The sequence below is a fragment of the Pseudoduganella violacea genome, assembly GCF_014191875.1.
Classification (GTDB): Bacteria; Pseudomonadota; Gammaproteobacteria; order Burkholderiales; family Burkholderiaceae_D; genus Rugamonas; species Rugamonas violacea_A.
The window spans coordinates 119,210-145,919 of the sequence record NZ_JACHXD010000002.1; the positions used below are offsets into that span (position 1 = coordinate 119,210).

The 26,710-nt window shown below is 65.1% G+C and carries 21 protein-coding genes; 13 read left to right on the top strand and 8 right to left on the bottom strand.

What is annotated here, in order from left to right; translation table 11 throughout:
* Window positions 1-135: 135 nt before the first annotated feature.
* From FHS03_RS03650 to FHS03_RS03660, 3 genes are read left to right on the top strand one after another with little or no spacing between them, the layout of a single operon-like run.
* Window positions 136-1,416, top strand: coding sequence for an efflux RND transporter periplasmic adaptor subunit (locus FHS03_RS03650; RefSeq protein WP_183439677.1), 1,281 nt, complete (start codon window positions 136-138; stop codon window positions 1,414-1,416).
* A 9-nt stretch (window positions 1,417-1,425) separates the two neighbouring features.
* Window positions 1,426-4,572 (top strand): efflux RND transporter permease subunit, encoded by a 3,147-nt coding sequence (locus FHS03_RS03655; RefSeq protein WP_183439678.1) that lies wholly within the window; start codon window positions 1,426-1,428, stop codon window positions 4,570-4,572.
* Window positions 4,569-6,005, top strand: a complete 1,437-nt coding sequence (locus tag FHS03_RS03660; RefSeq protein WP_371871582.1) for an efflux transporter outer membrane subunit — start codon at window positions 4,569-4,571, stop codon at window positions 6,003-6,005. The genes FHS03_RS03655 and FHS03_RS03660 overlap by 4 nt, the downstream gene beginning before the upstream one ends.
* Window positions 6,006-6,089: 84 nt before the next feature.
* Here the strand turns inward: FHS03_RS03660 and FHS03_RS03665 are convergent, their stop codons facing one another.
* Entirely contained in the window at window positions 6,090-6,485 is a 396-nt protein-coding gene (locus tag FHS03_RS03665) for a hypothetical protein (RefSeq protein ID WP_183439679.1), read from the bottom strand.
* Between the two features lie 131 nt (window positions 6,486-6,616).
* Between FHS03_RS03665 and FHS03_RS03670 the strand changes: the two genes are divergently transcribed.
* The 5 genes from FHS03_RS03670 to FHS03_RS03690 all read left to right on the top strand — a co-directional run bounded on the left by FHS03_RS03670 (window position 6,617) and on the right by FHS03_RS03690 (window position 11,838).
* Window positions 6,617-7,108 (top strand): DUF1003 domain-containing protein, encoded by a 492-nt coding sequence (locus FHS03_RS03670; RefSeq protein ID WP_183439680.1) that lies wholly within the window; start codon window positions 6,617-6,619, stop codon window positions 7,106-7,108.
* Between the two features lie 74 nt (window positions 7,109-7,182).
* Complete coding sequence (locus FHS03_RS03675; protein ID WP_183439681.1) at window positions 7,183-8,256, top strand: patatin-like phospholipase domain-containing protein; 1,074 nt, start codon at window positions 7,183-7,185, stop codon at window positions 8,254-8,256.
* 142 nt (window positions 8,257-8,398) lie between these two features.
* On the top strand, window positions 8,399-10,165 hold the full coding sequence (locus FHS03_RS03680) for a methyl-accepting chemotaxis protein (RefSeq protein ID WP_183439682.1): 1,767 nt from the start codon (window positions 8,399-8,401) through the stop codon (window positions 10,163-10,165).
* 55 nt (window positions 10,166-10,220) lie between these two features.
* Window positions 10,221-11,375: an ImmA/IrrE family metallo-endopeptidase gene (locus FHS03_RS03685; protein ID WP_183439683.1), complete on the top strand. Its 1,155-nt coding sequence runs from the start codon at window positions 10,221-10,223 to the stop codon at window positions 11,373-11,375.
* Entirely contained in the window at window positions 11,362-11,838 is a 477-nt protein-coding gene (locus FHS03_RS03690; RefSeq protein WP_183439684.1) for a DUF4411 family protein, read from the top strand. The genes FHS03_RS03685 and FHS03_RS03690 overlap by 14 nt, the downstream gene beginning before the upstream one ends.
* Before the next feature lie 2 nt (window positions 11,839-11,840).
* On the opposite strand, the gene hemW is transcribed toward FHS03_RS03690, so the two are convergent.
* Genes hemW through FHS03_RS03715 form a run of 5 tightly spaced genes read right to left on the bottom strand, consistent with a single transcriptional unit; the run spans window position 11,841 to window position 16,448 of the window.
* Window positions 11,841-13,109 carry a radical SAM family heme chaperone HemW gene (hemW, locus tag FHS03_RS03695; RefSeq protein WP_183439685.1) on the bottom strand — a complete coding sequence of 423 codons (1,269 nt, stop codon included), beginning with the start codon at window positions 13,107-13,109 and terminating at the stop codon, window positions 11,841-11,843.
* On the bottom strand, window positions 13,106-13,690 hold the full coding sequence (gene rdgB / locus FHS03_RS03700; RefSeq protein WP_183439686.1) for an RdgB/HAM1 family non-canonical purine NTP pyrophosphatase: 585 nt from the start codon (window positions 13,688-13,690) through the stop codon (window positions 13,106-13,108). Before rdgB ends, hemW begins: the two co-directional genes overlap by 4 nt.
* Window positions 13,691-13,699: 9 nt before the next feature.
* Window positions 13,700-14,434 (bottom strand): ribonuclease PH, encoded by a 735-nt coding sequence (rph, locus tag FHS03_RS03705; RefSeq protein WP_183439687.1) that lies wholly within the window; start codon window positions 14,432-14,434, stop codon window positions 13,700-13,702.
* A complete protein-coding gene (locus FHS03_RS03710; protein ID WP_183439688.1) occupies window positions 14,431-15,408 on the bottom strand; it encodes a PP2C family protein-serine/threonine phosphatase in 978 nt (325 codons plus the stop codon). The genes rph and FHS03_RS03710 overlap by 4 nt, the downstream gene beginning before the upstream one ends.
* 17 nt (window positions 15,409-15,425) lie before the next feature.
* The gene (locus tag FHS03_RS03715) at window positions 15,426-16,448 is read right to left on the bottom strand and encodes a serine/threonine-protein kinase (RefSeq protein ID WP_183439689.1); all 1,023 of its coding nucleotides are present in this window, start codon (window positions 16,446-16,448) and stop codon (window positions 15,426-15,428) included.
* 96 nt (window positions 16,449-16,544) lie between these two features.
* On the opposite strand from FHS03_RS03715, the gene FHS03_RS03720 reads away from it, so the two are divergent.
* The gene (locus FHS03_RS03720; RefSeq protein ID WP_183440030.1) at window positions 16,545-17,435 is read left to right on the top strand and encodes a YicC/YloC family endoribonuclease; all 891 of its coding nucleotides are present in this window, start codon (window positions 16,545-16,547) and stop codon (window positions 17,433-17,435) included.
* A gap of 150 nt (window positions 17,436-17,585) precedes the next feature.
* Here the strand turns inward: FHS03_RS03720 and FHS03_RS03725 are convergent, their stop codons facing one another.
* Window positions 17,586-18,500, bottom strand: a complete 915-nt coding sequence (locus FHS03_RS03725; RefSeq protein ID WP_183439690.1) for an alpha/beta hydrolase family protein — start codon at window positions 18,498-18,500, stop codon at window positions 17,586-17,588.
* Window positions 18,497-19,099, bottom strand: a complete 603-nt coding sequence (locus tag FHS03_RS03730; protein WP_229426054.1) for a TetR/AcrR family transcriptional regulator — start codon at window positions 19,097-19,099, stop codon at window positions 18,497-18,499. The genes FHS03_RS03725 and FHS03_RS03730 overlap by 4 nt, the downstream gene beginning before the upstream one ends.
* A 149-nt stretch (window positions 19,100-19,248) precedes the next feature.
* Here FHS03_RS03730 and gmk point away from each other — a divergent pair, with 149 nt between their 5' ends.
* The 4 genes from gmk (at window position 19,249) to FHS03_RS03750 (ending at window position 26,702) form a co-directional block, all read left to right on the top strand.
* Entirely contained in the window at window positions 19,249-19,890 is a 642-nt protein-coding gene (gmk, locus tag FHS03_RS03735; RefSeq protein ID WP_050411967.1) for a guanylate kinase, read from the top strand.
* 22 nt (window positions 19,891-19,912) lie between these two features.
* Window positions 19,913-20,116, top strand: coding sequence for a DNA-directed RNA polymerase subunit omega (gene rpoZ / locus FHS03_RS03740; protein WP_005665923.1), 204 nt, complete (start codon window positions 19,913-19,915; stop codon window positions 20,114-20,116).
* 71 nt (window positions 20,117-20,187) lie between these two features.
* Window positions 20,188-22,464 (top strand): RelA/SpoT family protein, encoded by a 2,277-nt coding sequence (locus FHS03_RS03745; protein WP_183439691.1) that lies wholly within the window; start codon window positions 20,188-20,190, stop codon window positions 22,462-22,464.
* A 125-nt stretch (window positions 22,465-22,589) separates the two neighbouring features.
* A complete protein-coding gene (locus FHS03_RS03750; RefSeq protein WP_183439692.1) occupies window positions 22,590-26,702 on the top strand; it encodes an Ig-like domain-containing protein in 4,113 nt (1,370 codons plus the stop codon).
* The last annotated feature ends 8 nt before the right edge of the window (window positions 26,703-26,710 follow it).

Consider the following 26,710-nt stretch of genomic DNA (forward strand, 5'->3'; position numbering starts at 1 on the left):
GCCCTCTCAGGCGCAAAATTTTCCCACCGGCATGTACAAAACGTTACATTTAACACTGTTATACAATGTCCCGCACCTCCCTTGCTTCAAGTCAAGGGAAGCATTATTTGTTTAACTTCACCTCACGAGACATCCATGAGATCTGTCCCTCGTTACACGCCCCTAGCTGCCGCCATTGTTTCCCTCACCCTGCTGGCAGCTTGCGGCGACAAGAAAAACGCCAGTAACGCGCCGCCACCTCCTCCCACCGTTTCGGTCGTCACCGTAGCAGCCGCCAGCGTCGCCATCAGCGACGAGCTGCCGGGCCGCGTCGAAGCGTCGCGCATTGCCCAGGTGCGCGCCCGTACGCCCGGCATCGTGCTGCAGCGCGTCTTCAAGGAGGGCGGCGATGTGAAGGCGGGCGAAACCCTGTTCCGCATCGATCCGGCCCAGACCCAGGCCACTTTCGACAGCGCCAGCGCCGCCGTCGCCAAGGCCGAGGCCAACCTAGCCCAGGCCGACCTGAAAGTAAAACGCTACAAGCCGCTGCTGGCCGCGCAAGCCGTCAGCCAGCAGGAGTACGACGATGCGCTGACCGCGCAGAAGCAGGCCAGCGCCGACCTGGCAACCGCGCGCGCCACGCGCCAGACCGCCAACCTGAACCTAGGCTACACCACCGTGACCGCGCCGATTTCCGGCCGCGTCGGCCGCGCCCTCGTCACCGAAGGCGCGCTGGTAGGCCAGGGCGAAGCGACGCCGCTGGCCGTGGTGCAGCAGCTCGATCCGATCTATGTCACCGTGACCCAGTCCTCCACCGAGCTGCTGCGCCTGAAGCAGGCGCTGGCCGACGGCAAATTGAAAAGCGCGGGCAAGGACCAGGCGCGCGTGACCCTCGTGACCGAGGACGGCCGCGAATATCCGCAGCCCGGCAAGCTGTTGTTCTCGGATGTGGCGGTGGATGAAAGCTCAGGCTCCGTCTCGATGCGCGCCGAGTTCCCGAACCCGAACCGCAATCTGCTGCCCGGCATGTATGTGCGCGCCCACCTGGAACAGGGCGTGAACGAGGCGGCCATCACCGTGCCGCAGCAGGCCGTGGTGCGCGGCGCGGAAGGCGCGACCGTGATGATCGTGGGCGCCGACAACAAGGTGACGGCGCAGCCGGTAAAGGCCGATGCGGCCCAGGATAACCGCTGGATCATCAGCTCCGGCCTGAAAGGCGGCGAGCGCGTCATCGTGGAAGGCTTCCAGAAGGCCAAGCCGGGCGGCACCGTCAATCCAGTGCCATGGCAAGGCCCGGGCGCGGCCAAAGGCGGCGCGCCGGCGGCAGGCGGCAATGGCGCGGGCGCTCCCGCCGCAGCGCCGGCTAACGGCAACGCCGCGGGCGCACCAGCGGCCGCGCCGGCCGCCGCTTCCGCTCCCGCGGCCAGCGCCAAGTAAGGGGACGCAATGGCAAAATTCTTTATCGATCGCCCGGTATTCGCCTGGGTGATCGCCCTCTTTATCCTGCTTGGCGGCGCGCTCGCCATCACCATGCTGCCGGTGGCGCAATATCCGACCATCGCGCCGCCGTCCATCGTCATCAACGCCACCTATCCCGGCGCCACCGCCCAGGTGCTTGACGACGCCGTCACCAGCGTCATCGAACAGGAGATGAACGGGGCCGACGGCCTGCAATACGTCGAGTCGCAGAGCGAGGCCAATGGCCAGGTCACAATCACCGTGACCTTCCAGCCCGGCACCAATCCCGACCTGGCCGCGGTGGACGTGCAGAACCGCATCAAGCGCGTGGAATCGCGCCTGCCGCAAGCGGTGACCCAGCAGGGCGTGCAGGTGAACAAGGCGCGCTCCAACATCCTGATGTTCGTCGGCCTGACTTCGACCGACGGCAAAATGGACCCGACCGCCATCGGCGACTATATGGCGCGCAATGTGGTCAACGAGATCAAGCGTCTGCCCGGCGTCGGCCAGGCCCAGCTCTTCGGCACCGAGCGCGCCATGCGCGTCTGGGTCGATCCCAACAAGCTGGTTGGCTACAAGCTCAATATGGCCGACGTCACCGCCGCCATCCGCCAGCAAAATGCCCAGGTGGCCTCGGGCACCATCGGCGACCTGCCGAATCCCGCCTCGCAGACCTATAACGCGCCGGTAGTGGTGACGGGCCAGCTCAGCTCCATCGAGGAATTCGGCAAGATCGTGCTGCGCGCCAATCCAAACGGCGCCACCGTGCGCCTGTCCGACGTGGCCCGCATCGAACTGGGCGGCGCCACCTACAATATCAGCGCGCGCCTGAACGGCAAGCCCTTCGTCGCCATCGCCGTGCAGCAGTCGCTGACCGGCAACGCGCTGGCCACCGCCAATCTGGTGCGCGCCAAGATGGACGAGCTGTCCAAATTCTTCCCGCCCGGCCTGAAGTACGAAGTGCCTTACGATACCTCGCTCTTCGTCAAGATCTCCATCGAGGAAGTGGTGAAGACCCTGTTCGAGGCGGTGCTGCTGGTGTTCCTGGTGATGTATCTGTTCCTGCAGAACTTCCGCTATACGCTGATTCCGACCATCGTGGTGCCGGTCGCCCTGATGGGTACTTTCGCCGCCATGCAGGTGTTCGGCTTCTCGATCAACGTGCTGACCATGTTCGGCATGGTGCTGGCCATCGGCATCCTGGTGGACGATGCCATCGTGGTGGTGGAGAACGTGGAACGCATCATGAGCGAGGAAGGCTTGTCGCCGCGCGACGCGACGCGCAAAGCCATGTCGCAGATCACCGGCGCCATCATCGGCATTACCCTGGTGCTGATCGCCGTGTTCATCCCGATGGCCTTCTTCGGCGGCGCGGTGGGCGCGATCTATCGGCAGTTCTCGCTGTCCATGGTATCGGCCATGGTGTTCTCAGCCCTGATGGCGCTGACCCTGACCCCGGCCTTGTGCGCCACCATGCTGAAACCGGTGCAAGCGGGCCACCATGTCGAGAAGCGCGGCTTCTTCGGCTGGTTCAACCGCCGCTTCGCCGTCACGGCCACCGGCTACCAGGGCATGGTCGCCAAGATGCTGACGCGCACCGGCCGCTTCATGCTGGTCTTCCTCGCCATTCTCGGCATCGTCGGCTACCTGTTCGCGCGCCTGCCCTCCTCCTTCCTGCCGAACGAGGACCAGGGCTATATCGTGACCAACGTGCAGCTGCCGCCAGGCGCTTCGCGCAGCCGCGCCGAAGCCGTGCTGGCCAAGGTGGACGAGTACTTCCGCGCCCAACCCGGTGTGGCGCGCACCATCGCGGTGGCCGGTTTCAGCTTCTCGGGCAACGGCCAGAACGCTGGTCTGGTGTTCGTGCCGCTCAAGGATTGGAGCGAGCGCGGTCCCGACCAATCGGCATCGGCCATCGCCGGCAAGGCCTTCGGCGCCCTGTCCGGCATCGCCGACGCCATCGTCTTCCCGCTCAGCCCTCCGCCGATCCGCGAACTGGGCAACGCCACCGGCATCACGGCCCGTCTGCAGGACCGCAGCTCGCAGGGTCACGCCGCGCTGATCGCCGCGCGCAACCAGCTGCTGGGCATGGCCGGCAAGAGCGCAGTGCTGAAAGGCCTGCGTCCCGAAGGCCTGGAAGACGCGCCGCAGTTGCAGCTCGATATCGACCGCGAGAAAGCCAACGCCCTGGGCGTGAACTTCGCCGACATCAACAGCACCATGTCCAGCGCGCTCGGCTCGTCCTACGTCAACGACTTCACCAACAGCGGCCGCCAGCAGCGCGTCATCGTGCAGGCCGACGAAACGCGCCGCCTGCAACCGGAAGACTTGCTGCGCCTGCAGGTGCGCAGCAGCAGCGGCACCATGGTGCCCTTCTCTTCCTTCGCCAGCACGCGCTGGATCAACGGCGCGGTGCAGCTGGTGCGCTATAACGGATATCCGGCCGTGAAGCTGACCGGCGACGCCGCCCCAGGCCACAGTACCGGCGAGGCAATGGAAGAGCTGCTGCGCCTGGCCGAGCAACTGCCGCCCGGCTTCGGCATCGAATGGACCGGCCAATCGCTGGAAGAACGCATCTCCGGCTCGCAGGCGCCGGCGCTGTTCGCCCTGTCGCTGCTGGCGGTGTTCCTGGTGCTGGCCGCGCTGTACGAGAGCGAATCGATTCCGGTGGCCGTGCTGCTGGTGGTGCCGCTCGGCGTTCTCGGCGCCCTGCTCGGCGCCCACCTGCGCGATCTGCCCAACGACGTCTACTTCAAGGTCGGCCTGATCGCCATCATCGGCCTGTCGGCCAAGAACGCGATCCTGATCATCGAGTTCGCCAAGGACTTGCAGGCGCAGGGCATGGGCCTGGTGGAAGCCACGCTGGAGGCGGTGCACCTGCGCTTCCGCCCCATCATCATGACCTCGCTCGCCTTCATCCTCGGCGTGCTGCCGCTGGTGGTCGCCTCCGGCGCCGGTTCCGCCAGCCAGCGCGCCATCGGCACCGGCGTGATGGGCGGCATGATCACCGCCACGGTGCTGGCGGTGTTCCTGGTGCCGGTCTTCTTCGTCGTGGTGCGCAAGATATTCAAGGGAAGCGAACGCCAGCGCCGTCTGGCCGCGCATGAACTGGACCTGCCGGAGAACAAAGCATGATGAAACGTAGTCCCCTGAAACCGGCGCTGGCCCTGATGCTGGCGGCGGGCCTGCTGTCGGCCTGCTCGCTGGCACCAACCTACCAGCGCCCCGCCGCGCCGGTGGCGGCCGAATTCCCGGCCGTGCCGCCGGCCGGCGGCGCCAAAGCGCAGCCGGCGCGGGCTGCCGACGCCAAGACCGCCGTCGATACTGGCTGGCGCGAATACTTCGCCGACGCGCGGCTGCAGCAGCTGATCGCCGCCGCGCTGGACAACAACCGCGACCTGCGCGTGGCCGTGCTGCGCATGGAAGAGGCGCGCGCCGCCTACAACATCCAGTCGGCCGACCGGCTACCGAACCTGAACGTGGGCCTGTCCGAATCGCGCGGCAAAACCCCGGCCTCGGTATCGAACAACGGCCAGATCAGCCGCAACCAGCGCTATGACGCCAACCTGTCGCTGGCCGCTTTCGAACTGGACTTCTTCGGCCGCGTGAAAAGCCTGAGCGACGCCGCCCTGGCCAGCTATCTGGCCACCGACGAAGCGCGCCAGTCGGCGCAGATCGGCATCGTGGCCGAGGTGGCGAAAGCCTACTTCACCGAGCGCGCCTACGCCGAGCAGTACACGCTGGCGCAACGCACCTATGAAGCCCGCAAGCGCACCTTCGACCTGACACAGCAGCGGGTCGAAGTGGGCGCCTCCTCGCGCCTCGACCTGCGCTCCAACGAAACGCTGATGGAAACGGCGCGCGCCTCGGCCCTGGCGCTGGCGCGCCAACGCGCCCAGGCCGCCAATGCCCTGACCCTGCTGGTGGGCCAGGGCGTGACGGCCGACGGCGCCATGGCCAGCGATGCGCAGATCGACGCCATGAGCGCCCTGCCGGAAGGTCTGCCGTCCGAGCTGCTGGCGCGCCGTCCCGACATCCGCGCCGCCGAGCAGCGCCTGCAGGCAGCCAACGCCAATATCGGCGCGGCGCGCGCGGCCTTCTTCCCGCGCGTCTCGCTGACGGCGGCGATCGGCAGCGCCAGCCCGAGCTTCTCCGGTCTGTTCGACGGCGGCACCGGCAGCTGGTCATTCGTGCCCCAGCTCACGCTGCCGATTTTCGATGCCGGCCGCAATAAGGCGAATCTGAACCTCAGCGAAGTGCGCAAGAACATCGCCGTGGCGGACTACGAGAAGTCGATCCAGGTCGCCTTCCGCGAAGTCGCCGACGCACTGGCCGCGCGAACTTATCTGGGCGAGCAGGTGGCCGCGCAGCGCGCCATCCAGGAAGCCCAGGCGGAGCGTCTGCGCCTGCTGCAGCTGCGCTTCGAAAACGGCGTCGCCAGCTCGCTCGATGTGCTGGACGCGCAGCGCGAACTGTTCAGCGCCGAACAGTCGCTGGTACAGGCCCGCCTGCTGCGCGCCACCAGCGCCATCGACCTGTACCGCGCCCTTGGCGGCGGTTTGAAGTAAATCCCAGGCAGGCAGCGGGCCTACAAGCGCCGCTTGCCTGCCCGTCCCTCAAGCTGAAGCCTTCCGCTCAACGAGTCCGCGCCATCACCGGCCGGATGACTGCTCACGCGCGCGGAGCTTCTCGTCCTGCTCGATAGCGTCGCGCCGCAAGGCATCGCACGCACCTTTGCCTGCTTCGCACAGGATGCCCATTTTCATCTGTATTTCGCCATCCTCTGCGACGAACGCCCGCTTAATCACGGCCGGATAGGCAGGGTGCTCCTCAGGCACGAAAGACCAAAGCACATATAGCGTCAGCTCATGCGCGATAATCCAAGTCCCTTGCATGCCAATTCTGGTGTCCGGCTTGCCGCGCAGGCCAGCCAATGCCTCGGCGACGGACCGGTATTCAATCGCTGAGCGCTGAGCCTCAGGCAAGGGTTCCGCCGTGGCCCAAGCCAAGACGCCCACGGCCAAGATCATTGCGGTCAACAGTTTCACAAACTCTCCTTCTTCCAATTTCGCGGCTGCCTGCAGCCAATTGCCACTCAACAGAACTTTAAACCATCCGGCACGATGCCAGGCCGAATCCCTGCCATTACAATCGAAGCTTCCTCACCCCGGAGCCGCAAATGAGCGCCAACGCCAACCACGAGTCCGACCACTACCGCTTCCACCACCAGCACGAACATCTGAGCAAGGCCTTCGGCAGCAGCAGCTTTGGCCTGCGCGCCGAAGCGTTTGCGCGCTTTTTCGGCACCCCGCTCTTTCTCGGCGTGCAGACTATCGGCGTGATTCTGTGGATCGCCGCCAATCTGCTGGGCTTTGCCCACTTCGACCAGTACCCCTTCATCCTGCTCAACCTGGCCTTCAGCGTGCAGGCCGCGTATGCCGCGCCGCTGATCCTGCTGGCGCAGACGCGCCAGGCCGAGCGCGACAAAGCGCATGCCGACGCCGACGCGCGCCACCGTGAAGCGCTGGCCCTGGCCGCCGCGCGCCATTCCACGCAGATGATGGAACTGCTCAAGCAGAACACCGCGCTGACCGAAGCGACCAGGCAAATGGCCGAGCGCATCGACCACCTGACGGCCGAGCTGCACCAGCGTCTGCTGCCGCAATCCTGATTTCTGGCGCCCTGGTACAAGCGCGGCACGGCGCGCGCCGCTACAATGGCGTCTTGTATGAACGAGTAAACGCCATGGACTCCCCGATCACCATCCGCCTCGGCGCGCGGGCGCGCCAGCGCATCGCCAGCGACGGCTTGCAGGCCGCCGACATCGCCCTCATCCCCGCCGCCGCCGGCGGGCCGAAAGGCTTGATCCTGCACGGCATCGACTGCTGGCTGTTCGGCGATTGGCTGAAGCAGGCGCCGCGCGAACGGCGCCTGGTCGGCGCGTCCATCGGCGCCTGGCGCATGGCGGCATCGGCCTTTGCCGACCCGCTGGCCGCGCACCGCCGCCTGGCCTACCACTACATCCACCAGACCTATCCAGCCAAGGTGGATGCGGCCTACGTCAGCCGCAATTGCCGCGCCCTGCTCGACAATGTGCTCGACGGACGCGGCCTGGAGATGCTGGCCAATCCCCACTACCTGCTGACGGTGCTGGCGATCCGCGGCACCGGCGCGCTGGCGCAGACGGGCGGCAGCCGCTGGCGCGAAACGGCGGGCTTCCTGCGCGCGGCGGCCGGCAATTTCGTCTCGCGCAACAAGCTGGCCGGCCTGATGGACCGCGTGGTCTTCCACAATGCGCGCGACGACGCGGCCTGGCTGCGCGCCGAATTCGACGCCTTCCCCTCGCACTTCGTCGGCCTCGACGCCGCCAATCTGCAGGACGCCCTGCTCGCCTCCGGCTCCATTCCCCTGGTGCTACAGGCGGTGCGCGATATCGCCGGCGCGCCGCCCGGCAATTACTGGGATGGCGGCTTGATCGACTACCACCTGCACCTGCCCTACCAGCGCGATCCGGGCCTGGTGCTGTATCCGCACTTCTCCGACTACATCGTGCCCGGCTGGCTCGACAAGTCCCTGCCCTGGCGCCGCGCGCGCGACGCCGCGCTGGAAAACGTGATCCTGGTCTCGCCCTCACCCGCCTTCCAGGCGCGCCTGCCGAATGGCCGCCAGCCCGACCGCAAGGACTTCCAGCACTATGGCCAGGACCACGCGGCGCGCATCCGCGACTGGAGCCAGGCCGTGGGCGAGAGCGAGCGCATGGCCGAAGCCCTGGCGCGCTGGGTCGAAAAGCCCGACCTCAAGCAGACCGCCACCTTCTGAGCCACGGCACCATTCGTTGCGAAATGGCAACGACTCACGCACAAGGCCTCGCCTCCCAAAACAGTATCGGCGCATACTAAGTAGCTAGTTTTTCGGTCCCGGCGCTGGTCTGGGCCGTGCCGATTCCTGAATGGGGGCTTCCATGAGTTTTCTGTCGAATATGCGCATTGCCGCGCGGCTCGCCGCCGGCTTCGCCATCGTCCTGCTGTTGGCGGCTTGCGCCACCGGCTATGCCCTGATCCATGCGCGCGACACGGCCGCCGCCACGCGCGAAATGATGGCCAAGCCCCTGACCAAGGAACGCATCGTCTCCGACTGGTATGTGCTGATTTATTCGGCCGTGGCGCGCACCGCCCTGATCGCGCGCAGCAGCGACGAAACACTGGGCACCACCTTCGCCGACGTGATCGCCGCCAGCACCAAGAAAGGCGGCGAGCTGCTGAAAACCGTGGAAGGCATGCTCGAAAGCGAAGAGGAAAAAGCCATCTTCAAGGACGCCTTGAAGCTGCGCGTGGTCTACCAGGATGCCAAGACCAAGATCACCGAGGCGCGCAAAGGGGGCGATGCGGCCGCGGCGGAGCGCATGTACAAGGACGTCTTCTCGCCCGCCGCCGACGCCTACCAGAACAAGGTGCAAGCCTTGCTGGCCTTCCAGCGCAAGGCCATCGACGATACCGCCCACGCCATCGACGACGCGAACACCCGCAGCACGCGGCTGGTGCTGATCCTCGGCGTGCTGCTGCTGGCGGCCGGCGCCGCTGGTGCCTATGCCATCTCGCGCAGCATCACCGTGCCGCTTTCCTCGGCCCTGAATATCGCCAACACCGTGGCCGACGGCGACCTCACGCTGAGCTTCCCCGACAAGCATGCGCGCGATGAAATCGGCGACCTGATGGTGGCGTTGAAGACCATGAACGACTCGCTGCGGCGCGTGGTCAGCGAAGTGCAGACCGGCACCCATACCATCGCCACCGCCTCCAGCGAAATCGCCTCGGGCAATCTGGACCTGTCCTCGCGCACCGAAGAGCAAGCCAGCTCGCTGGAAGAAACCGCTTCCTCGATGGAGGAGTTGACCTCCACCGTGCGTCAGAACGCCGACAACGCCCAGCAAGCCAACCAGCTGGCGCAAGCCGCCTCCGACGTGGCCGCGCGCGGCGGCGACATCGTGGGCCAGGTGGTCAGCACCATGGGTTCCATCGACGCCTCGGCGCGCAAGATCGTGGACATCATCGGCACCATCGACGGCATCGCCTTCCAGACCAATATCCTGGCGCTGAATGCGGCGGTGGAAGCGGCGCGCGCCGGCGAACAGGGACGCGGCTTCGCCGTGGTCGCCTCCGAAGTGCGCAATCTGGCGGCGCGCAGCGCGGCCGCTGCCAAGGAAATCAAGGAGCTGATCGGCAACTCGGTGGAACAGGTGGACATCGGCGCGCGCCTGGTGCAGCAGGCCGGATCGACCATGGGCGAAGTGGTGGACAGCGTGCGCCGCGTGAGCGACGTGATCGCCGAGATCACGGCCGCCAGCCGCGAGCAAAGCATCGGCATCGACCAGGTCAACGAAGCCATCACGCAAATGGACCAGGTCACGCAGCAGAACGCCGCCCTGGTGGAAGAAGCGGCGGCAGCGGCGGCCAGCATGCAGGAACAAGCCGCCAATCTGGCCGCCGTGGCCTCCTCCTTCAAGCTTGGCTCGGATGGCGCGCCGTATCGCGCATCCGCTCCCGCAGCCGTCGTCAGCAAGCCCGCCAAGCCGGTGGCGCCAGCGCGCCCCACCATCGCCGCGCCGGCACGCAGCAAGCCCAAACCCGCCGCCGCCAGCAATGCCGGCGGCAGCGCCAAGCCGGCCACGCGCAGCGCCGCGAAAGCAGCGCCCGTCAATACCGCCGACGGGGAATGGGAAGAGTTCTAAACACATTGCGTGAACGCTCATTGCCTGCATGGCAATGCTGCGCTACCATCCATGTATGGAACGCATTCACGCGATCAATCCTGAGAGGATCGTATGGTGCTGCGCAGACTTTGGCATCACCGTGGACAAGCTCGCCGCTGAAAATGCGATTCCAGTCGCAAGCCTTGAACGCGTGCTGTCCAGGGAAGACGAAAGTGGCCTTACTTTCAAACAACTAAGCAAAATCGCGGCCTACTTTGGTCGAGGCGTGCTTTTCTTTTTGGAAGAAGGCTCCATACATTTCGAGCAAGTACACACCCCGGCATTCCGCACGCTCGCCAATCAGAAACCGGAATTATCGGCGAAGCTAAAGCTGTTCATCGAGCGCGTTGAGCAACAAAGGTCTGTGTTTCTCTCACTGCGTGAAGAGATGGAGAGCGGCGATCTACCCCGCTTCGAACATCCCGCACTCGTTGCTGACGACATCCCCACCGCTGCGCGCCTTGCCCGCAAATGGCTGGAACTGCCCCCCCATAACTCCTTTGACAGCTATCGCTTAGCCATTGAAAAGAAAGGAATCCTGGTATTCCGCAGCAACGGCTATAGCGGAAAATGGCAGATTGCCAGCGAAAGCCCGATTCAAGGTTTTACCCTGTATGAAGAGAGCTGTCCGGTCATCGTCGTAAGGAAAATGCGCAGCGAGGCCAGGCAATCATTCACTTTGATGCACGAGCTTGGCCATATCCTTCTGCATCGCACCAGCTCGATTGACGATGAGTCCGATATGCTCTCGCATCAGGGCGAAGAGCGCGATGCAAACGCCTTTGCAGGACATTTGCTGGTTCCGGATGAGTTCCTGTGCGAGATTTCCGATCATGCGCGGCCAGGCAATGCCGCTTCGTTTGATGCATGGCTTCACCCCCAATGCAAGGCATGGGGCGTCAGTGCCGAAGTCATTTTGCGCCGCCTGATGGACGCGCGGCGCCTGTCGCAAAGCCAGTATGCCGCCTATCGCGCCTGGAGCAAAAATCTCCCGGCCCCGGATACGGATCAGGCCGCTAGAACCTATCGCCATAGAGAGCCCAAGCACATTTTTGGAGAAACCTTCGTACGCGCCGTTTTGGATGCCCTGGGCGAACGCCGTATCTCGCTTTCAAAAGCAAGCAGCTATCTGGACGGTCTGAAACTCAATGACCTGAATGAGCTGGAAAAGCATTATGCAGGTCTTTGATACGTCCTCCATCATTTACGCCTGGGACAATTATCCTATCGAACAATTTCCAAATCTCTGGGGCTGGCTTGCTCAGGAGCTGAATGCCAGCCGCATCTGTCTATCCGAAGTAGTCTCAAGCGAAATTCTCGGCGTTTCTTCCGAATGCAGCCAGTGGTTGCACTCCTTGGCAATAAGCTATTTGCCGGTGAACGATGCGATCTTACAAGAAGCATTGCGCATTAAGGCACTTCTGCAGATTGGCGCGCATTATCAAGGTGGCGTTGGCGAAAACGATCTGCTCGTGATCGCCACAGCCAAACAGCATACTGCGGAATTGATCACCAACGAAGCCATACAAAGAACCCTGCCGAAGTTAAAAGCGAACTATAAGATCCCCGCCGTCTGCAAGCTGCCCACGGTCGCAGTCAACTGCTGCAGTTTTCTTGACTTCATGCGCCGCTCAAAAGTGGTCTTCGGCTGAGCTCAATCGGCCAGGAACATCTGCTGCAGGTCGTTGAGGAAACGCTGGCCCAGCTCCGTGGGCTTGATCAGCAGGTGGTCGCGGTAGAGCAGGCCTTTGGCTTCGGCCTCGTTGAGCGCCTTCTCGATCGTGTTCATGGCCGTGCCGGTGCGCTCGGCGAACAGATTGGGCGAGAAGCCGTCCTGTAGGCGCAGGGCGTTGAGCATGAACTCGAAGCCCATCTCGCCGCGTCCGATCTCGTGCTCCTCCTGCACCGCGGAGCCGGCCGCCATCTGTTCCATATAGGTCTTGGGCTGCTTGTAGCGCGCCTGGCGCAACACGCGGTGCGGGAAGGACAGCTTGGAGTGCGCGCCCGCGCCAATGCCCAGGTAATCGCCGAACTGCCAGTAATTCAGATTGTGGCGCGCCTGGTGGCCCGGCTGGGCGTAGGCCGACACCTCGTAATGGCCGTAGCCGGCGGCGGCCGTCATCTCGGCCACCAGATCCTGCATGTCGGCGCTCAGGTCGTCGTCCGGCAGCTGCGGCGGGTATTTGGCGAACAGGGTATTCGGCTCCATCGTCAGGTGGTATAGCGACAGATGGGGCGGACGGAAGGACAGCGCCGTTTCCAGATCGCGGCGCGCCTCGTCCAGCGTCTGCGCAGGCAGCGCGTACATCAGGTCCAGATTGAAGTTGTCGAAGTTCGCTTGCGCGATTTCCACCGCGCGCCGCGCTTCGCCATCGTCATGGATGCGGCCCAGCGCCTTCAAATGCTGGGCATTGAAGCTCTGGATGCCGATCGACAGGCGGTTGATGCCGCTGGCGCGATAGGACTTGAACTTCTCGGCCTCGAAGGTGCCCGGATTCGCCTCCATCGTGATTTCGCAGGCGCCGTCCAGCGGCAGCAAGGTGCGCAGGTCCGACAGCAGCCGGTCCAGGCCCGCCGCCGACATCAGGCTGGGCGTGCCGCCGCCGATGAAAACGGTATAAATCTTTCTGCCCCAGATCAGGGGCAGCGACATTTCCAGGTCGGCGCGCAGGGCCGCCAAATAGGCTTCCTCCGGATTTTCGCCGGCCTTGGCCTCGTGCGAGTTGAAGTCGCAATACGGGCATTTGCGCACGCACCAGGGCCAGTGGATGTAGAGCGACAGCGGCGGCAGCGCGCTCAGGTTCAGCGCGCCGGGCTGCAGATACTGCAGGGCGACGCCGGCGGCGCCGCTCACGCCACTGGCACCACTAGGACTGGAGGGGGTGGACACCGGCTTGCTGCCCACCGGCTTAATCGGGATCATTTCTTCAGCTTCTCAACCAACAGACGCAAAGCCTGACCACGGTGGGACAGGCGGTTCTTCTCGTCGGCCGCCAGTTCGGCGGCGCATTTGCCCAGTTCCGCGATATAGAAATGCGGATCGTAGCCGAAGCCGCCGTTGCCGCGCGCCTCGGCGATGATCTCGCCGTTCCAGCGCGCATCGGCGATCACCGGCTGCGGGTCGTCGGCATGGCGCACGAAGACCAGCACGCAGTAGTAGTAAGCCGACTTGTCGGCATGCGCGGCCAGGTCGGCGATCAGCTTTTCGCTGTTGCGCGCGTCCGATTTCGGCTCGCCCGCAAAGCGCGCCGAGAACACGCCGGGCGCGCCGCCCAGGGCATTGACGCAGACGCCGGAATCGTCGGCCAGCGCCGGCAGGCCGGTCAGGCGCGCGGCATGGCGCGCCTTGGTCAGTGCATTTTCGACAAAGGTGAAATACGGCTCCTCCGCCTCCGGCACATCGTACTCGCCCTGGGCGTGCACGCTGAAACCGACGGTGGACAGCAGTTCATTGAATTCTTTGAGTTTGCCCGGATTGTTCGAGGCGAGGATAAGCTTTTGCATGCCGCTATTTTACTCCGCCAGTCCGAGTGCCTGCTTTTGCAGCTTGACCAGATCGCGGATGCCGCCGTCAGCCAGGTCGAGCAGGCGGTTCATCACGGCGCGGTCGAAAGCCGCGCCCTCGGCCGTGCCCTGCACTTCGATGAAGTGGCCGCTTTCGGTCATGATAATGTTCATATCGGTGTCGCAGCCCGAGTCTTCCACATAATCCAGGTCCAGCACCGGCATGCCCTGATACACGCCGACCGAAATGGCGGCCACGAAGTGGCGCAGCGGCACGGCGGCCAGCGCGCCGGAGGCCACCAGCTTGCCGAAAGCGTCATAGGCGGCGACCATGGCGCCGGTGATGGAGGCGGTGCGGGTGCCGCCGTCGGCCTGGATCACGTCGCAGTCCAGATGCAGGGTGCGCTCACCGAAGGCTTCCAGGTCGAAGGCGGCGCGCAGCGAGCGCCCGATCAGACGCTGGATTTCCTGGGTGCGGCCGCTTTGCTTGCCCTTGGCCGCTTCGCGGTCCATGCGCGAGTGGGTCGAGCGCGGCAGCATGCCGTATTCGGCCGTCAGCCAGCCCTGGCCTTTGCCCTTCAGGAAGCCGGGCACTTTCTCTTCGATGCTGGCGGTGCAGATCACCTTGGTGTCGCCGCATTCGATCAGCACCGAACCTTCGGCGTGCTTGGTGTAGTTGCGGGTCAGGCGCACGGCGCGCAGGGCATCGACGGCGCGGCCGCTGGGACGGGATTCAAAACTCATTCTTTGCTGTCTTTCCGTAGTATTTGCGAGGATTTCTCGATTGCCCCGCGGATTTCCGCGATGGCGCGTTCTATTTCGGCTTCGTCGAAGGCGTCGGCGGCGGTCTTCCCGGAGGCTGGCGGCGCCCCGGCTTCCGGGCCGTGGATCGTGGTGCTGAGCAGGTCGGCCGGCAGCGTTTCGGTCGAAATCACGGTGGAGGCGTCGCCCGCCAGGGTCGGCACGCTGTCCGCCACGCTGCTGCCCTGCCACATGATGGCCAGCGCGGTCGCATTATCGCTGGCGGCGCCGCCGCGCGACAAGGCCGTTTGCAGCATCTCGGGCACGGCGCGCACCACGGTCTGGGCGAACAGGCGCTGCGCCAGCTCCTCGTCCGTCAGCATGGACCACAAGCCATCCGAGCATAATAACACCACGTCGCCGGGCAGCAGGCTGGCGCGGCGCGACACTTCCACCTTGGGCGGCATGGACGCGCCCAGGCAGTTATACAGCTTGTTGCGGTCGGGATGGGTGGCGCGCGCCGAGGGCGGCACCAGGCCTTTGTCGATCAGGCTTTCCACATGCGAGTGGTCGCGCGTGCGCCCCAGCAGCTGGCCGCCGCGCAACCAGTACAGGCGCGAATCGCCGCAGTGCGCCCAGGTCGCCATATTGTGCTGAATCAGGCAAGCCACCACCGTGGTGCGCGGCGTATCGGCCAATTGGTGCACATTGCAGTAGCGGTGGATTTCGCGGTGGGCGGCGTGCAGCGCGTCCTCCAGGAAGCGCTCCGGCCCTTTCACATACGGCAAGGCCTGCTGCTGGAAGATGGCGGACAGGGTTTGCAGCGTGACGCTGGCGGCGATCTCCCCATGCAGGTGGCCGCCCATGCCGTCGGCCAGCACCAGCAGCAAGGCATCGCGCGTGAAGCTGTAGCCCATGCGGTCCTGATTCAGCTTGCGGCCGCCGATGTGGCTTTCCTGATACACCGAAAACTGCATGCGCCCCTCCCTCGCGCTCAGCGCGTCTCGCCATCCCCGGACTTGTCCTGCGGCGCATCGGCGCGGCGTCCGGCCACGCGTCCGAACAGACCGCGCAACTGGCTGCCCAGGCGCTCCAGCGTACCCGGTTCGTCGGCGGCCGGCGCGGCGGCGGGAGTGCCGGGCTGCTGCAAAATCTTCTGCATCTCGAACAGGCTTTGCGGCCGCGCCAGCGGATCGACGCACAAGGCCCATCGTACCAGCTTCACCAGCTCGGGCGAATAGCGGCCGTGGAGGCGGGCGAAATGGCTTTCCATGCGGTCGTCCTGGCGGCGCTGGTCGGCCGGCTGCGGCGGCGAGCCGACCATGCAGGCGAAGATGGAAGCGCCGATGCTGTATATATCAGTCCAGGGGCCGAGCGCCTCGTTTTTGACATACAGCTCGGGCGCGGCAAAGCCCGGCGTGTACATCGGCATCAGCTTCGGGCTATCGTTATTGATAGTCTGGCGCGCCGCGCCGAAATCGAGCAGCATGGGCGTGCCGTCGGTGCGCAGATAGATATTGGCCGGCTTCAGGTCCAGATGCAGCAGCTGGTTGGCATGCACTTCGCGCAGTCCTTTCAGCACCTGGATAAAAATCTGGCGGATAAAAGCCTCGCCCAATTGCCGCCCTTTGGCGCGCTGGCGCTGGATCTGATCCTGCAAGGAATGGCCCGATTCATAAGCCATCACCATATACACGGTATCGTTCGCGCGGAAGAAATTCAACACTCTTACAACATTTGGATGCGAAATCCGCGCCAGCGCCCGACCCTCCTCAAAAAAGCATTTCAGCCCGATTCTAAAGACCGGAAGGTTGGATTTCGAGATGGTGGGCAGTAGTTCCCCCTCTTGACGAAGTACGAGGGCGCTTGGTAAATACTCCTTGATGGCTACCGCATTGTCTTCGGCATCGTAGGCGAGATACACAATACTGAACCCGCCCGAGGCAATTTTCTTTACAATGCGGTATCCAGCTATATCCAGCCCATCCGGCAACGGGGCGTTGTTTTGAGCAGCCATGGTGGTGTTCCTCGCCTCAACGACCGGATTGTGTGGGATAAAAGAACGCATTGTAAAGATAAAATATTCCGGGGATATACATTGAGCATTTCCAGCATGACAGGCTACGCGGTTGCCACCAGCGAGAGCGCGGCGGGAACCTTGACGATCGAAATCAAGAGCGTAAATTCGCGTTTCCTTGACCTTCAATTCCGCATCAACGACGATTTACGCGCGCTTGAACCCGATTTACGGTCTGCCATCATGGCCGCCATCACCCGCGGCAAAGTCGAACTGCGTCTGAGCTTTGGCCGCAAGGCCGCCGGCGCCGGCACCCAGGCCTTGAACATCCCCTTATTGAACGAACTGGCCCGCCTGCAAGGCGAGGTCGGCAAGCACTTCTCCGGCGCCGCCCAGATGAGCGTGGCCGAGCTGCTGCGCTGGCCCGGCGTGGTGGAAGAAGCCCAGATCGGCCAGGAATCGCTGCAGGCCGACGTCGCCGCCCTGATGGGCCGCACGCTGCAAGCCTTCGTCACCAGCCGCCAGCGCGAAGGCGCGGCGCTGGAAGCGATGCTGGTGTCGCGCATCGAAGCGATGGAAGGCATCGTCAAGCGCATCACCCCGCTAATCCCCCAGGTGGTGGCGCAATTCCAGCAGAAAGCCGTGGAGCGCATGCAGGAAGCGCTGGGCCTGGCCTGCCAGGGTTCCAACAACTCCCCCTCGCGCCAGGACGCCATGGAACGCATCCGCCAGGAAGTGATCCTGTACGGCATCCGCATCGACGTGGCTGAAGAGCTGGGTCGCCTGTCGGCCCACCTGAGCGAAACCCGCCACATCCTGAAAAAAGGCGGCCAGGTCGGCAAGCGCCTCGACTTCATGATGCAGGAGCTCAACCGCGAAGCCAACACCCTCGGCGCCAAAGCCTCGGTCAAAGAACTGGCCGACGCCTCGATGGAACTGAAACTGCTGATCGAACAGATGCGCGAGCAAGTGCAAAACCTCGAATAAGCCCCCTGCTGTTTGATCTGCCTCAACAAATGTCCCACCCTGGTGTCAGGCACCACGGTGGGACATTTTTTGTTTTAGATCAAACAATGTCCTACCGCGGTGCCTGACACCAGGGTGGACATTCTTTGATTTGGATCAAAGGGGTGGCTTTCAGGGTTTGGCGGGGAGGCCGTCGAACCAGTGGAGGGCGGCTTCCCACAGCGGCTGGGCGGGGGCGCGGAAATAGCCCATGTGGCCGATCGGGCCGAGGCCGCTACCCTGGCCGTGCACGTCGATGCCGGACCAGGCGGCGTTGCGGTAGCCGCGCATGAAGGCGTCGCGCGAACGCGGCGGCGCCCAGGCGTCGTCGGTGGCGTTGACGGCGACGATGGGGGCGCGCACGCGGCTGAAGCCTTCGGCCGTATCACGCATCTTGGGGTCGTCGAAGAAGTAGTGGGGGAAGCGGCACCAGTGCTTCCATTGGCGGTAGACGCCGAGCGGCAGGTCTTCGCCCATGCCGAGCTTGCTCCAGGCCAGAAAGCCTTTCCAACGCACCAGCACGGGGCCGGCTACCCGCCACATCAGCAGCACGCGGATGCGCTCCAGGCGCGGCATCCAGCCGTGCCAGCCGGCGCCGGTGCCGAACACATACATGCCGTCGACCTTGTGCGGTTCGGGCAATAGACCGAGGGCGTGGCCGCCATAGGAGTGGCCGACCAGATAGAGCGGCGCGGCGCCATCGGCCATATAGGCCACGGCCGCCGCCAAGTCCTGGCGGCCCCAGACCAGGAAGTCGCCCTCGAAGCCGCGCAGCGAAGCCGGCGCCGAACGGCCGACGCCACGGTAGTCGAAGGTCAGCACGGTGTAGCCGCGCGCCGCGGCGAATTCGGCGAAGCGGCGGTAGAAGCCCTGCGGCACGCCGGTGGCGCCGGCCACGATCAGGCGGCCGCGTTCCGTGCCGGCGGCGCGGTAGCGCACGGCGGCCAGCGCATAACCGTCGGCCGCGCGCAAGGTCAACGCCTCGCCCGCAGGCTGCGATGCGGCGGCGGCGATGGCGGGCTTGGCGGCCCGTTCGGTCTGACTCATTTCGGCTCCTTTTCCTTGAGCAGCGCCAGCAGCGCTGCGGTGGCCTGCGCCATGGGCGCGGTGTCGTTGGCGACGCGGGCTTGCAGCAGCCCGCCTTCATAGGTGGCGACGATCAGCGCCGCCAAGCCCTGGGCCGCCGCCGGCGTCCGGCCGTTGCGCTCCAAGGCCTGGGCCAGACGCGCGCGGATGGCCTGGAAGCCGGCGGCCAGGGCGGCGCGCAATTCGGTGTCGGCGGCCGTGCTTTCGAGCGCCACCGCCGCCAGCGGGCAGCCGCGCTCGAAGCCGCTGCCGTGCAGGCCGCGCTGGGCCCGCTCGATCCAGCTGCCCAGGGCTTGGCCGACGTCGTTGCCGCTGCCGAGATACTCGTCGAGCTTGTTGCAGCTCCAGCTGATGGTCGCTTCCACGGCGGCCACGGCCAGCGCCGTCTTGCCACCAGGGAAATGGTGGTAGAGCACGCCCTTCGGTGCTTGCGCCAGCGCCAGCAGCTCGCTCAGGCCGGCGCCGTGCAGGCCGCGCGTCTGCAGCAGGTGGATCATGGTCTGGATCAGGCGCTCGCGGGTCTGGGGCGCGGCTTCGGTCGAATAATCGGGCGTAATCATGCGATTGATTCTATAGACCAGTCGGTCCAGCGGTCAAGCAAAGTTTGCGCGGCGCCGCAAAAACCCGGTGCAAAAACGGTTGCTCTTGGTAAAATACGTCTTTGGGCGCTCGCTTAGCGCGCCTGCTCCGTTTTTTGAAAGTCCGAAACATGAGCCAACACTTCTCCGGCAGCCTGTTCATGGTGGCCGCCCCCTCCGGCGCCGGCAAATCGACCCTGGTCAATGCCCTGCTGGCCCAGGAACCCGGCATCAAGCTGTCGATCTCGACCACCACGCGCCAGCCGCGTCCGGGCGAAGAGCATGGCCGCGAGTACTTCTTCACCACCGCCGAGGATTTCGTGGCGCGCGCCCAGGCCGGCGAATTCCTCGAATGGGCTGAAGTGCACGGCAATTACTACGGCACCTCGCGCATCTTCGTCGAAGAACAGATGAAGACCGGCACCGACATCCTGCTGGAAATCGATTGGCAGGGCGCGCGCCAGGTCAAGAAGCAATTTCCGCAGGCGGCCGGCATCTTCATCCTGCCGCCCTCGATCGCGGCGCTGGAGGAACGGCTGCATAAACGCGGCCAGGACGAACCGCATGTGATCACGCGGCGCCTGCTGGCGGCGGGCGGCGAAATCGCCCACGCGCCCGACTTCGAGTATGTTATTATCAATGAAGAGTTTTCGGTCGCACTGTCCCAACTGGGTGCGATCGTCCGATCGGCCCGTTGCCGGTTTGCGCAACAAGCGGCCCGCAATGTCGAGCTGTTTGCCCAACTGGGTATCCACGCCGAGCACGCTGAATAAATACCGTATCTGAGGAGTTAAGATGGCCCGTATTACGATTGAAGATTGCCTGAAGAATGTACCGAACCGCTTCCAGCTGACCCTGGCCGCGACCTACCGCGCACGCCAGCTGCTGCAAGGCCATACGCCGAAAGTCGAAGCCAAGGACAAGCCGACCGTGGTCGCCCTGCGCGAAATCGCCGCCGGCAAAGTTGGCCTGGAAATGCTGAAAAAGGTGCCAATGTAATTGTGGGAACCCCGGTTCCCCGCACTGTGCTGTCTCAGGTTCTCCCAGTCTGACCGATACTGCGACACCGTATGAACCTGTCCGAAACCAGCATTAGCGATCAGCCCGCCAGCCGGGCCAAACGCCCGGCCAAGCCTGCGCCGGGCGTTGATCCTTCTGCCGCCTCCCCCATCCCCACTTCCCCGCTGGCCGCGCCCGTCGTTGCCGCCGGTGTCGCCACCATCAGCCACCTGAGCGAAAAACTGGCCGAGTACATGACGCCGGCCGACCTGAAAAAGGTGCGCGAGGCTTACCGTTTCTCGGACGAGATGCATCTGGGCCAGGTGCGCAAATCGGGCGAGCCGTATATCTCGCACCCGATCGCCGTGGCCGAGATCTGCGCCGACTGGAAGCTCGACGCGCAAGCCATCATGGCGGCCCTGCTGCACGATGTGATGGAAGACCAGGACGTCAAGAAGGAGGAGCTGATCGAGCGCTTCGGCGCCCCCGTCGCCCACCTAGTCGACGGCCTGTCCAAGCTGGAGAAGATCGAGTTCCAGAGCCAGATCGAAGCGCAGGCGGAAAACTTCCGCAAGATGCTGCTGGCCATGGCCTCGGACGTGCGCGTGATCCTGATCAAGCTGGCCGACCGCCTGCACAATATGCGCACGCTGGAAGTGATGGCGCCGGCCAAGAAGCGCCGCATCGCCGGCGAGACGATGGAAGTGTATGTGCCGATCGCCCACCGTCTTGGCCTGAACAATATCTACCGCGAACTGCAGGACCTGGCCTTCTCCCACCTGTATCCGCTGCGCTACCACGTGCTGTCGAAGGCGGTGAAGGCGGCGCGCGGCAACCGGCGCGAAGTGGTCAAGAAAATCCTCGAATCGGTCAAGAACACGCTGGGCCTGGCCGGCATCTCGGCCGAAGTCTACGGGCGCGAAAAGACCCTGTACGGCATCTACAAGAAGATGCGCGCCAAGCACCTGAGCTTTTCCCAGGTGCTCGACGTGTACGGCTTCCGCGTGGTGGTGGACAACTTCGCCAACTGTTATGTGGCGCTGGGCACCTTGCACAGCCTGTACAAGCCCATGCCGGGCAAGTTCAAGGACTATATCGCCATCCGCAAGCTGAACGGCTACCAGTCGCTGCACACCACCCTGATCGGCCCGTACGGCACGCCGGTCGAATTCCAGATCCGCACCCAGGAAATGCACCGCACCGCCGAATCGGGCGTGGCGGCGCACTGGCTGTACAAGAACAGCGACGCGAATATGTCGGACCTGCAGCAGCGTACCCACGCCTGGCTGCAATCGCTGCTCGACATCCAGCAGCAGACCGGCGACTCGGCCGAGTTCCTGGAACACGTCAAGGTCGACCTGTTCCCCGATTCGGTCTACGTCTTCACGCCCAAATCGAAGATCATCGCGCTGCCGCGCGGCGCCACGCCGATCGACTTCGCCTACGCCATCCACACCGGCATTGGCGACCACACGGTGGGCGTCAACATCAATGGCGAGGCGGCGCCGCTGCGCACCGAGCTGCGCAACGGCGACATCATCGAGATCGTCACCGACAACAGCTCGCGGCCCAGCCCGACCTGGCTCTCCTTCGTACGCACCGGCAAGGCGCGCTCGGCGATCCGCCACCACCTGCGCACCATCAACCTGCCGGAATCGATCCGCCTCGGCCAGCAGTTGCTGAACCAGGCCTTGAACGCGATCAATATCGATCCGCAATTGCCGGACCATCTGACCGAGCGTCTGCTCAATGAATCGAGCGCCAAATCGCTCGACGAGCTGTATGCCGACATCGGCATCGGCAAGCGCATGGCGGCCCTGGTGGCGCGCCACATCTTCGGCATGCTCGGCGGCGAAGCGGCCAGCGCGCCGGTCGACCATACCAGCGCGGCCGAGCTCGACCCGGTGACGATTTACGGCAGCGAAGGCGTGTCGGTGCAATTGGCGCCGTGCTGCCTGCCGATTCCGGGCGACCAGATCGTCGGCCAGCTGCGGCGCGACCAGGGCTTGCAGGTGCACACCGGCGACTGCACGGTGGCCAAGCGCCAGCGCCAGAAAGAGCCGGACCGCTGGATCGCCGTCAAATGGGCGCCCGAGCTCAACCGCCGCTTCGACACCCGCATCAAGCTGCTCATCAATAACGAGAAGGGCATCCTGGCGCGCGTGGCGGCCGAGATCAGCGAGTCCGACGGCAACATCACCTTCGTCGGCATGGACGAGGACAAAGAGCATATCCTGCACCAGCTGCGCTTCACCATCCAGGTCAAGGACCGCGTGCACCTGGCCGGCCTGCTGCGCAATGTGCGCCGCGTCGCCGGCGTCAACCGCGTCTCGCGCGAACGCGCCTGAGTCCTGGCATCTGATACGCCGCGCGGCCACGCGCGGCGTAGTCATGTGAGATTCGGTTAGAATCTGCCGCCACGGCAAGGACTACACTACGACAACGCTATCGTTCACGCACGCGAAAGGTCATCATGTACCTCGAGAATGCGCAAGACCTGCTTGTCATCGACGCCGATATTGCCCTGGACCGATCCACTTGGCGCCGCCTCGGCCGCCATGCCGACTTGCTGCGGCTGCGGCCGGATCAAAACGGACTGGAACAGATCGCCCACCATCTGGAGAGCCGGCCGCCAGTGCGTGCCCTGCACCTGCTGTCGCATGGCGCACCCGGCCGCTTCCACGCCGGCGCCACGGCGCTCGACCTGCCCGCGCTGGAGCGCCAGGCCGCCACCCTGCGGCGCATTGCCGGCCGCCTGGCCGGCGGCGCCAGCGTCCTGCTGTACGGCTGCTGCACGGGCGCCGGGCGCTGCGGCCAGACGCTGGTGCGGCGCCTGGCCGACCTGTTGCAGGCGCCGGTTGCGGCCGCGACCGGGCTGACGGGCGCCGCGCAACGGGGCGGCACGTGGCGGCTGGACCGGCGCAGCGGCCCGATCGCGGCGCGCGTGCTCGATGCCGGCCTGATGGCCGGCTTCGACGGCGTGCTGGCCGCCCCGGCCGACCAGAACTACGACGCCAACGGCGGCTACAGCGCCACCGCCGACACCTTCACCCTGAATGGCGTCAAATACACGGTGACCGGCACCAATCCCGGCTCGTACACCAATATCGTGTCCAATAATTCGGCCATGTCGTTGTTGGGCAACAATGCCGGCGATTATTTTTTATTCTTCGACCTGGCCGGCGCCTTCGGCATCAGCAGCATCAAGATCGAGGCGGCCGACGGCAGCGCTTTCGATCTCGACGGCCTGAGTTTCGACGCCGCCGCCGATGTGAATATTTCCATTACGCCCCAAGGCGGCAGCGCCGTCTCCTACAGCAGCAACGGCGCCCTGATCCTGCAGCAGAATGTCAGCTTCGCGGGCAATAACGCCTTCAAGAACATCACCAGCTTCACTTTCAGCGGCGGCAATCTGGCGCTGGCCCTGGACGATCTGAATTTCTCGCCGGCCTCGGTGGCCGTGGCTGCCCCCACCGGCCTGACCCTGGCGGTGGCCAGCGACAGCGGCACCCTGGGCGATAACCTCACCAATGACACCACGCCCACCATCACCGGCTCGGCGCCCGCCAATTCCACCGTCACGCTGTACGACAGCGACGGCACCACGGTACTGGGCAGCACCACATCGAACGGCAGCGGCGCCTGGAGCATCACCAGCACGGCCCTGACTGGCGCGCACACGCTGACGGCCAAAACCACCGACGGCTCCAGCAATGTCTCGGCCGCCAGCGTCGCCCTGAACATCACCATCGATGCCAGCGCGCCCAGTGCCGCCACGGCCCTGGCCCTGGCCAGCGCCAGCGACAGCGGCACCCTGGGCGACAATATCACCAGCGACAACACGCCCACCATCAGCGGCAGCGCCGAGGCCAATGCCGCGGTGACCCTGTATGACAGCGACGGCACCACGGTGCTGGGCAGCACCACCGCCAATGGCAGCGGCGCCTGGAACATCACCAGCAGCGCCCTGAGCAATGGCACGCACACAGTCACGGTCAAGCAGACCGACGCCGCCGGCAACACCTCGCCGGCCAGCGCCGGCTTGAGCTTGAGCATCGACACCAGCACGCCGGCCGCCCCGCCCCTGCCGGCGCTGGCCACGGCCAGCGACAGCGGCACGCTGGGCGACCTGATCACCAACGACAGCACGCCCACCGTGACGGGCACGGGCACCGCGGGCCATACCGTGACACTCTACGATTCGGACGGCAGCACCGTGCTCGGCACTGCCACGGTGGCGGGCAATGGCAGTTGGAGCATCACCAGCAGCGCCCTGGGCGACGGCACGCATAATCTGACGGTCAAGCAAGCCACGCCGGCCGGCACGGCCTCGGCGGCCAGCGCCGCGCTTAGCCTGCTCATCGATACCACGGCCCCGGCGGCGCCGGCCGCCCTGGCGCTGGCCGGCGCCAGCGACAGCGGCACCGTGGGCGACAACATCACCAACGACACCACGCCCACCATCAACGGCACGGCCGCCGCCCATGCCGCCGTGACGCTCTACGATAGCGACGGCACCACCGTGCTCGGCACCGCCACCGCCGACGGCAGCGGCAACTGGAGCATCACCAGCAGCGCCTTGAGCGATGGTAGCCATACGCTGCGCGCCAAGCAGACCGACAGCGCCGGCAATGTCTCGGCCGCCAGCACCGGCCTGAGCTTGGGGATTTACGGCAGCATCGGCAGCGTCACCGGACTGGCGCTGGCCAGCGGCAGCGATAGCGGCACGGCCGGCGACAATATCACCAACGTCACCACGCCCACGCTCAGCGGCAACGCCGCCGCCAACGCCACCGTCACGCTGTATGACAGCGACGGCACCACGGTGCTGGGCAGCACCACCGCCAATGGTAGCGGCGCCTGGAGCATCACCAGCGCGGCGCTCGGCAATGGCACGCATACGCTGACCGTCAAGCAAAGCGATGCGGCGGGCAATGTCTCGGCCGCGGCCACGCTGCCGGTGAAGATCGATACGCTGGCGCCGAGCGCGCTCTCGCTGTCGGCCAGCAGCGTCAGCACGGCGGCCGGTCTGAACGGCACGGTCGGCACCCTGGGCGCCACCGATGCCACGAGCGGCGACCTGTTCACCTATGCGCTGGTGGCCGGCAGCGGCGATAGCGGCAACAGCCTATTCAATATTGCCGGCGGCAGCTTGCGCATCAACGATGCGGCCGCCACCGCCTTGGGCAGCCAGTCGGTGCGCATCAAGGTTACCGATAGCGCCGGCAATACCTATGAACAAGTGTTCGCGATCCAGGTCGTCGCGCCATCGACACCGCCGCCGACCAACCCGCCCACCACGGTCGACGGGGTGGAAGTGAGCAGCGCGCCGGTGGTCCTGCCGGGCGGCGGCATGGGGACGGCGGTCACCATCCCCATCGTGCCCGCCACGCGCACCGACAGCAATAACGCCAGCACCATGGCCGACATCCCCCTGGTTAGCGCCAACAGCACGGCACTGCTGACCGCGCACCTGCCGGCAGGCGTGGGACTGGTGGCCAGCGGCGGCCCCAGCAAGCCGGCCGGCAACTCGCTGGATGAACTGATTGCCGCCATCCTCGCCACCACGCCCAATAATGCGCCGGCCGACCGCAGCCACCTGACCGGTAATGGCAGCCAATTTCTCGATCTGTTGGCCGACAACGTCCCGCTGCAAGTCGAGCGCATGGTCTTTTCCCGCGCCACGGACGCCAGCGCCACCACGCTGGCCATCTCGGGCGCGGCCAATGCCGCCCAACACACCGCCTTGGTGATCGACGCCACCAGCCTGCCCAGCGGCAGCACCATCAATTTGCAGGACGTGCATTTCGCGGCCTTGATCGGCGCCGTCCGGGCCACCGGCAGTACCGCTGGACAGATCCTGACTGGCGACGCTGCCAGCCAACAATTCAGCGTGTCCGCCAGCAACGGCGTCAAGGTGTATGGCGGCGGCGGCGACGATATGATGCAATTCGCGGTTCCGGCGCCGGCCACGCCTCAGACTCAGGCCCAAAGCAGGGCGCCGCAGGGCGCCGACGAGCCGCGCGCGCCAACCCTGCTGAATGGGGGACTTGGCACCGACACGGCAAGTTTCCTGGGCAAGCAAGCCGATTATCTGGTCCGGCAATATGACGGCTATGTCTCGGTCAGCAGCCTGGCCGCGCCGGCACAGCGGGTCGACCTGCTCAATGTCGAGAAATTGCAGTTCGCCGATGCCACGCTCACGCTCGAACACCGTCCAGCGCTGGACCTGCTGGCCGCCCTCTATGCCAATGTGCTGGGACGGCAAAGCGATGTGGGCGGCTTCAATTTCTGGGGCGCCGTCCAGTCGGAGGGCCGCCTCGACTTGGGCGGGATTGCACTGCAGATGATTACCTCGCCCGAAGGACTGACGCACGGCTACACGCTGAATGGCACGGCCCAGCATGACCTGGACACGCTCTACCAAGCCATTTTCAAGCGCGCACCCGATGCCGGCGGCCTCGCCTTCTGGCTCGACAAAATGGAACATGGCATATCGTTGGCCGTGGTCGCCGAACATTTCCTGCAATCGACGGAAATGAGCGGCCATGCCCGCGCGGAAGCGGCCTGGGACTTCTATTTTTAGCCCGTCCT